Here is an 8326-nt window from a genome sequence, read left to right as displayed (position 1 = left end):
CACCCCACCCCGCCGCTCATTTCATTCGCGTCGACCCTCCCCCTTCAGGGGAGGGTAAGATCACGGCTTGTTCGGGTCGAACTTCTTCTCCAAACCCTTCCAGCAATCCGAGTAATCGTCCTGCAGCGTCGACGACGTCGCGGCGTGCTGCGTCACGCGCTGCGGAAAGCGGGTCTCGAACATGAAGGCCATCGTGCCGGTCAGCTTCACCGGCTTCAGCTCGCTGTTGCTGGCGTGCTCGAAGGCTTCACGGTCGGGCCCGTGCGGCAGCATGCAATTGTGCAGGCTGATGCCGCCGGGCACGAAGCCCTGTGGCTTGGCGTCGTAGACGCCGTAGATCAGGCCCATGAACTCGGACATGATGTTCATGTGGTACCAGGGCGGACGGAAGGTGTTGTCGGCCACCATCCAGCGCTCCGGGAAGATCACGAAGTCGATATTCGCGGTGCCTGCGGTCTCCGACGGCGAGGTCAGCACCGTGAAGATCGAAGGATCGGGATGATCGAAGGCGATCGCGCCGACCGGCGAGAAGGTGCGCAAATCGTATTTGTAGGGCGCGTAATTGCCGTGCCAGGCGACCACGTCGATCGGCGAATGCGGCAGCGTGGTCTTGAACAGCGAGCCGCCCCATTTGACGTAGAGCTCGGTCGGCGTGTCCTTGTCCTCGTAGCTCGCCACCGGTGTCAGGAAGTCGCGCGAATTGGCGAGGCAGTTGGCGCCGATCGGGCCGCGCTCCGGCAGCGTGAACGCGCCGCCGTAATTCTCGCAGAGATAGCCGCGCGCCGGGCCGCCGGGAATCTCGACGCGGAATTTGACGCCGCGCGGGATCACGACGATCTCGCCCGGCTCGGCGTCGATGCGGCCGAACTCGGTGACGAGGCGCAGATTGCCCTGCTGCAGCACGAACATCATCTCGCCGTCGGCATTGTAGAAATGCTGATCGACCATCGATTTGGTGATGAGATAAATGTGCGCCGCCATGCCGGCCTGGGTGTTGGCATCGCCCGCCGTGGTCATGGTCTGCACGCCCTGCAGGAAGGTCATGTCCTCCTTCGGGATCGGCGCCGGGTCCCAGCGCAACTGCGCGATCGGCATGTCGTATTCGTGACATGGCGCGGTGCGCCACAGCCCGCTATCTGCCTTGGCGAAGCGGCCGGAATGCCGCACCGACGGGCGGATGCGATAGAGCCAGGAGCGCTCATTGGTGCCGCGCGGCGCCGTGAACGGCGAGCCGGACAGCTGCTCGGCATAGAGCCCGTAGGCGCAGCGCTGCGGCGAATTGCGCCCCATCGGCAGCGCACCGGGCAAGGCCTCGGTCTCGAAGCTGTTGCCGAAGCCGGACATGTAGCCCGGGGTGACTTGCCCCGAGCTGCGGACGATCTGATCAGGCGAGGTATTGATGTTCATCACTATCCTCCTTGCAGGGCGGCCCACATTTCCTGGTCGCGCTTGTCGGTCCAGATCACGGGATCGTCGATCCCGGACGCCTCGTCATAGGCGCGCGAAACGTTGAACGGCAGGCAGTGCTCGTAGATCGCAAAACTCGAGAACTTCGGATCCATCACCTCGCGCGTCGCCGCCATCGATTCCTTCAGGCTGCGGCCCTTGGCGACGGACGATTCGGCGGCGCCGTAGAGCGTGGTGACGAAATCGCGGGTCATCGCGATCGCATCGCGGCCGGTGGCGAGGCCCTTCAGTGCATCGCCGCGGCCCGGCGCTATCGCCTTCGGGTTGAAGGCGCGGATCTCGTTCAAGGTCGTCGGCCATTCGCGCAAATGCGCATCGCCGCAATAGCAGGCCGAGTGATATTCGATCAGATCGCCCGAGAACATCACCTCGGCATCCGGCACCCAGGCGACGATGTCGCCCGAGGTATGGCCGGCGCCGAGCTGCATCAGCCGCACCTCGCGCTTGCCGAGATAGATCGACATCTCGCCTTCGAAGGTCAGCGTCGGCCAGGTCAGGCCGGGAATGCTCGCGGCATCCTGGAACAGCCGCGGGAAGCGGCCATATTCGGAATCCCAGTCCTGCTGGCCGCGCTCCTCGATCAGGCGATAGGTTTCCTGCGAGGCCACGATGCCCTGCGCGTGATAGGCGGAGGCGCCGAGCACACGCACCGCATGGTAGTGCGACAGCACGACATATTTGATCGGCTTGTCGGTGACGGTCTTGACCCGCTCGATCACCTTGTTCGCCATCGCCGGCGTCGCCTGCGCGTCGAACACCAGGCAGCCGTCGTCGCCGACGATCACGGCGGTGTTGGGATCGCCCTCGGCGGTGAAGGCATAGAGATCGGTGCCGATCTCGGAGAAAGTGACCTTCTTCTCCGCGAGATCCGTGGTCGATGCGAAACCTTTGGCCATCAGTTCAATCCTGTCCGTTTGCTCAGTGCTATTGTTGTTGCTGTTGTTGCTGCTGGCCGGCGTCCAGCATCCGCCGCTTCGCCAGCGCGATCGCCTCGCGCAGCACGTCGAGATCGCCGATATGGTTGGCGAGCACCAGAACCAGCGCGGCATCGAGATCGGCGCTCTGCGCGTCGGTGAGGCCGCGATGGGCCTCGACGATGGCGCGGAAGGCGTCGTCGGGCTTTGCGAAGTTCGAACTGGTCGACAGCGCCATGACTGCTCCTCAGTTCAGGCCGGCGGCACGCGCCAGCGCCGCTTCGAGTGCGGGCCGCGCCGCGTTGCGGAAGCGTGCGGCGACATAACCGTCCGGCCGCAGCAGATAGGCGGTGCCGGGCTCGGCATCGTAGCGCTTGCCGGCAAGGCCCTGCGCGTCGACCAGCCCATCCTCGCCGCCGATCCGGATGCTGCCGACGCCGTCGGGGACATCGACCGCAGCGCCATTGCCAAACTCCAGCAGCGTGAAGCGCGTTCCCTGTCTGATGAAAACATCGGTCAGGTAGGTGGAACCGCCGCCCTGCTCCGTCACCGGCGCATCCGGCATCGAGGCGCCGGGCCGCGGGCCGCCGCGCCAATCGTCGCGATCGCCGCTCGACAGCGGCGTGTCGTAGACCGACGGCACCGAGAGCCGCCCGCCATTGACCATGCGCTTGCCGAACTCGGTGTCCTTGGCGAGCGACAGCACGGCCTGGCGCAGCCGTGCTTCCTGTTTCGTCACCGGCGCCATGAAGTCGGTCGAGCGGGTGGACTCGCGGATGTTCTCGTCCGCCGCCGCGCTGCGCTCGATGTGGTAGCTCTCCAGCAAGCCCTCCGGCGACAGCCGGCGCAGCACGCGGTCGAGCTTCCACGCCAAATTCTCGGCGTCCTCGAGCCCGGAATTGGCGCCGCGCGCGCCGAACGGCGAGACCTGGTGGGCGGAATCACCGGCAAAGATCACCCGGCCGTGGATGAACTTGGCCATCCGGCGGCACTGGAACTTGTAGAGCGATATCCATTCGAACTCGAACTTGTCATGGCCGAGCATGCGCTCGATCCGCGGCCGGACATTCTCGGGCTGCTTCTCGGCCACCGGATCGGCATCCGGATTGAGCTGCAGATCGATCCGCCAGATGTCGTCCGGCTGCTTGTGCAGCAGCGCCGAGCGTCCGGCATGGAACGGCGGATCGAACCAGAACCAGCGCTCGGTCGGGAACGCCGCCGTCATCTTGACGTCGGCGATCAGGAACTGGTCCTCGAAAACCTGGCCTGCGAACTCCGCGCCGACCATCTGCCGCAGCGACGAGCGAGCGCCATCGCAGGCGACGACAAAGGTCGCGTGTACCTGGTAGGAGCCGTCCGGGGTTGCGATGGTCAGCGCAACGCCATCGTTGCGGCTCTCCAGCGCGATCACCTTGTTGCGCCAGCGCAGGTCGATTTCAGGCAGTTGCCCGACCCGGTCGACCAGATAGGCCTCGGCGTAGAACTGCTGCAGGTTGATGAAGGCGGGCCGCTTGTGGCCTTCCTCCGGAAGCAAATTGAACTGGTAGAGCTGCGAGGCGCCGTGGAAGATCTTGCCGACGCTCCACACCACGCCTTTCTCGACCATGCGGTCGCCGACGCCGAGGCGATCCCAGAACTCCAGCGAGCGCTTCGAGAAGCAGATCGCGCGCGAGCCTTCGCCGATCCGGTCGGCATCGTCGAGCAGCACCACGCGCTGACCGCGCTGCGCGAGATCGATCGCGAGCGACAATCCCACCGGCCCGGCGCCGACCACGACGACGGGATGCTCCGCGACGTTGGCGCCCGAGCGCTCCTGGTCGGGATGACGGCGATAGCCGAACTGGGTTTTGGCCTGTGCCGTGTTGGCGTGTGCCATTGCGTGACCCTGGATGTTTCCCTTGCGCCGCGGCCTCTGGCTGCGGTTCTGTGTGACCGGCTTGCGACCGGGACCTTGCGAGCCGGCCGCGACCTTGCTAAATTAGTCTCACTTGCAACTATCTTAAACCCCCAGTCGGGGCTGCCGTCAACTCAAATTGGAGGGATTTTTGGCACGGACCTCTGCAAGTCAGCCTCCAGCCCGCCCGCGCAGTGCCGTGGAAGCGGAGGTGCGCGACACGATCGCGCCGACAAAGAAGCGCCTCGATCTCTTCCATTTCATGCCGTTCCGCCTGAACCGGCTGGCGGCCGAGGTGTCCTCGGCGCTGTCGAGCGAGTACCAGGCGCGCTACGGCCTCGACATTCCGGAGTGGCGCGTGCTCGCAACGCTCGGCTTCCGCAGCGATCCCTGTAGCGCGCAATACATCGCGCACTGCACCCGCACCCATAAATCCACCATCAGCCGCGCGGTGTCGGCGCTGATGGAGCGCGAGATCGTCGAGCGCGTCGAGAACGCCGACGACCGCCGCGAATTCCGCCTGCGACTGACCAAAGCGGGCCAGGCGCTCTATGAAGAGCTGATCCCGCGCCTGCTGCGCAAGGAGCAGGACATCCTGTCCTGCCTCTCCGCACAGGAGCGCCGCGACCTCGGCCGCCTGCTCGGCAAGGTCGAGAGCAGCCTCGAGCTGGTGCAAACCAGCGAAGAGGCCGACGCCAAGGACGTTTATTAGGGCGGCCCTCTTTCGCGCACAGCTACCAAACCCGTCATCCTGAGGTGCGAGCCGAGCGAGCCTCGAAGGATGCACGGCCACAGTCGGGCCGTCGTGCTTCGAGACGGCCGCTGCGCGGCCTCCTCAGCATGACGGTGATAGGGTTACGCACACTGATGCGGGGCGAAATATTGCACTAGCCGCGATCGATATGCTTCGCGATCACAGGGAAATAGTTGTCCTTCGATCCCTTGTCGATCGCCTCCTGCAGCACCGTGCCGATTAGCTCCGCACCGCGGATCTTGATGCCGGCGTCGGCGGCGAGCTCCAGCGCGTAGGACAGATCCTTCAGCGCATATTCGGTCGAGAATGCGCGCTCGGGAAACACGCCGGGCACGATCGCCTTCATGCCATGGTTGCGCAGCGCGAAGCTGTCGGCCGAGCCCTTCGACAGGGTTTCCAGCAGCAGTTTCGGATCGACGCCATTGTGCTTCGCCACTGCGACGGCCTCGGCCAGCGCGTTCACGGTCTCGAACAATACCATGTTGTTGAGGATCTTGGTCACCTGCCCCGCGCCGACGTCGCCGCAATTGGTGACGTCGGTGGCGAAGCAGCCGATCAGCGGCTCGATCGCGGCGTAGAGCGCGGGCACCGCGCCGACCATCACGCTGAGCGTGCCGTCCTGCGCCGCCTGCCGCGTGCGCGCGATCGGCGCGTCGACCCACGCCGCGCCCTTGGCCCGCAACTGCGCCGCGAAATCGCGGGTCTGGCTGACTGAAGACGTGCCGAGATCGACCACGATCTGGCCGCTTCTCGTGTTCTTCAAGATGCCGTCGCCTTCGAACACCGCGCGCACGTGCCTGGCGCTCGGCAAGCAGAGGAACAGCACATCGCTCTGCTTGATGACGTCGGCGACCGACGCCGCAACCTCGGCACCGTCGGCGCGCAACCGCTGCAGCGGTTCGGCCGAGAGGTCGAACACGACAACGCGCTTGCCGCTCTTCTTGACGAGGTTGCGGCAAATCGGCTCACCCATCACGCCGAGGCCAATGAATCCGAGAGTCTTGGTGTCAGTCGTCTTGGTGTCAGTCATATCGCTTCTTTTTGACGTTTCTTGACGTGTTGCAGACGTGCCTCGCCCAATCGGCGAGGCTATTTCGCGAACGATCGCGACGGCGCCAGATGCAGCGCGAACGCATCGACCTTGTCGCTGGCCCGCGGATAGATCTCGCTGACGATCGGATCGTGACCGGGAATGAAGCGATCGGGATGACCGGCCAGTCGCTCGACGGTCTCCCAGCCTTGCGCCATGTCGCCGACATTGTAGACGATCGGGAACGGGCTGCGCTTGTGCAGGTTCGCATAATAATGCGCGGCATCCGACGCCAGCACGACCGGGCCGCGCGCGGTCTCGATGCGCACCACCTGTAGGCCGTCGGAATGGCCGCCGACGCGATGCACGGTGACGCCGGGTGCGATCTCGCCGTCGCCGGAATGGAAGGTGACGCGCTCGCCATAGACGTGGCGTACCATCTGCGTGACGTGCTCAATGGAGAACGGATGGCGCAGCATGCCGTTGCACATGCACCGGCCGGTCGCGTAGCTCATCTCGCGTTCCTGCAGATGGAATTTGGCGTTCGGGAAGCGATCCAGATTGCCGGCATGGTCGTAGTGCAGATGGGTGACGATGACGTCCTTGACGCTGTCGGCGCTGACGCCGAAGCCGGCCAGCGCATCGACCGGGTTGAGCGTCAGCTTGCGGGCGCGCGCCTTGGCCTCCTCGGCGTTGAAGCCGGTGTCGACCAGGATGTCACGGCCATGACCCCGCACCAGCCAGACGAAATAGTCGAGGTCTTGCGCGGTGGTGTCGTGCGGATCGGGCACCAGGAAGTTGAGGTGGGGCGTGCGCGGCGACATTGTCGCATAGCGCAGGGCGTAGATCTCGTAGGCGTTTCCCATTGGTTTCGCTCTTGTTTGCAAGGCCTGTTTTGAACGGCTTGTCTTTGAATGGCTTGCCGTCCTGAACACAAAGCCATCGCCTCGCGCAAACGTCAAACCGCGCGGCGTGCGACGAGCGCATGACAGGGTGGCGACAGCCGTTGTGAGTGCCAGCACATTATCGGCTCACCGGAACCAGCACCATGCCGTGACGGCGATGGCCGCCATGACCGTGTGCTGTTGCACTGCGGTCTCACCAGTATCACCGCGATAAACGATGCCGCCGCAAGCCGTTGACGGGGGTTTGGCCGTGGTTTGATAATGGATTTTCGCTAGAGTAAGGTCCCCGGGGCGCAGGCTGGAAGCGGCGCCGTTTCATTGGAATGCCGCGATCTGGATTTGCTGCGATTATGAAAATCCGCCTTGCCTTGCTCGCCACGCTGATTTTTTCAATCGCGGCGCCCACTTTGTCCTTCGCCGCCGGCGACCGTTTCGCGCTGGTCATCGGCAACGCCAAATATCCCGACGCGGACGCACCGCTGAAGGAGCCGGTCAACGACGCACGTGACGTCGCCGACGAGCTCAAGCGCGACGGCTTCACCGTCGAGGTCGGGGAGAACCTGACCGGCGACGGGATGCGCCGCGCCTTCGACCGGCTCTACGGCAAGATCAAGCCGGGCTCGGTCGCCCTGATCTTCTTCTCCGGTTACGGCATCCAGTCGAACCGGCAGAGCTACATGATCCCGATCGATGCGCAGATCTGGGCCGAGGCCGACGTTCGCCGCGACGGCTTCAGCCTCGAGACCGTGCTCGGGGAAATCAACAGCCGTGGCGCCGGGGTGAAGATCGCCTTGATCGACGCCTCGCGGCGCAACCCGTTCGAGCGGCGCTTCCGCAGCTTTTCGGCAGGGCTCGCCCCGGTGATCGCCCCCAACGGCACATTGGTGATGTATTCGGCCGCGCTGTCGTCCGTCGTCTCCGACAATGGCAGCGACCACAGCCTGTTCGTGCGGGAACTCCTGAAGGAGATCCGCACCCCCGACCTGATGGCCGAGGAAACGCTGAACCGCACCCGCGTCGGCGTCACCCGGGCCTCGCGGCAGGAACAGGTGCCGTGGATCTCGTCGTCCCTGGCCGAGGATTTCTCGTTCATTCCGGCCGGCGCAGGCGGGCCGTCGAACGCCGCGCCGGCACCCGCCGCGTCGCCGTCACCCGAGGTGGCAGCGGCGCCGCCGGTCGCGCCTCCGCCGGCTCCGCCCGCAGCAACGCCGACACCGCCTGCGGCGACCCCGACGCCACCGGCGGCAACAGCGCCGACACCACCGCCGGTGCCGCCGACGCCTCCGGTTGCGGCAGCGCCGACCGCACCGCCACCCCAGCCCAAGGCGCCCGAGATCGCCCTCCCGCCGCCCGCCGCTCCAC

8 protein-coding genes are annotated in these 8326 nt (G+C 65.4%); 2 read left to right on the top strand and 6 right to left on the bottom strand.

Annotated features, from left to right (window positions below; genetic code table 11):
• Positions 1-60 precede the first annotated feature (60 nt).
• Genes hmgA through AC1VNY_RS41710 form a run of 4 tightly spaced genes read right to left on the bottom strand, consistent with a single transcriptional unit; the run spans position 61 to position 4257 of the window.
• Complete coding sequence (gene hmgA, locus AC1VNY_RS41725) at positions 61-1407, bottom strand: homogentisate 1,2-dioxygenase (RefSeq protein WP_482409553.1); 1347 nt, start codon at positions 1405-1407, stop codon at positions 61-63.
• Positions 1408-1409: 2 nt separating this feature from the next.
• Positions 1410-2363, bottom strand: coding sequence for an MBL fold metallo-hydrolase (locus AC1VNY_RS41720; RefSeq protein ID WP_016843247.1), 954 nt, complete (start codon positions 2361-2363; stop codon positions 1410-1412).
• 28 nt (positions 2364-2391) lie between these two features.
• Positions 2392-2619: a DUF2783 domain-containing protein gene (locus AC1VNY_RS41715; RefSeq protein ID WP_482409552.1), complete on the bottom strand. Its 228-nt coding sequence runs from the start codon at positions 2617-2619 to the stop codon at positions 2392-2394.
• 9 nt (positions 2620-2628) lie between these two features.
• Positions 2629-4257 (bottom strand): FAD-dependent oxidoreductase, encoded by a 1629-nt coding sequence (locus tag AC1VNY_RS41710; RefSeq protein WP_482409551.1) that lies wholly within the window; start codon positions 4255-4257, stop codon positions 2629-2631.
• Positions 4258-4426: 169 nt separating this feature from the next.
• Here AC1VNY_RS41710 and AC1VNY_RS41705 point away from each other — a divergent pair, with 169 nt between their 5' ends.
• Positions 4427-4987: a MarR family winged helix-turn-helix transcriptional regulator gene (locus tag AC1VNY_RS41705; RefSeq protein WP_482409550.1), complete on the top strand. Its 561-nt coding sequence runs from the start codon at positions 4427-4429 to the stop codon at positions 4985-4987.
• Positions 4988-5162: 175 nt separating this feature from the next.
• On the opposite strand, the gene AC1VNY_RS41700 is transcribed toward AC1VNY_RS41705, so the two are convergent.
• Together AC1VNY_RS41700 and AC1VNY_RS41695 are read right to left on the bottom strand one after the other, a co-directional pair.
• Positions 5163-6110, bottom strand: coding sequence for an NAD(P)-dependent oxidoreductase (locus AC1VNY_RS41700; protein WP_482409554.1), 948 nt, complete (start codon positions 6108-6110; stop codon positions 5163-5165).
• Positions 6111-6118: 8 nt separating this feature from the next.
• The gene (locus AC1VNY_RS41695) at positions 6119-6925 is read right to left on the bottom strand and encodes an N-acyl homoserine lactonase family protein (protein WP_482409549.1); all 807 of its coding nucleotides are present in this window, start codon (positions 6923-6925) and stop codon (positions 6119-6121) included.
• Positions 6926-7314: 389 nt separating this feature from the next.
• On the opposite strand from AC1VNY_RS41695, the gene AC1VNY_RS41690 reads away from it, so the two are divergent.
• A partial coding sequence (locus tag AC1VNY_RS41690) for a caspase family protein (RefSeq protein ID WP_482409548.1) occupies positions 7315-8326 on the top strand: 1012 nt, incomplete at its 3' end.

The organism is Bradyrhizobium ferriligni, assembly GCF_056837965.1.
This window is presented reverse-complemented; position numbering and strand designations above follow the sequence as displayed.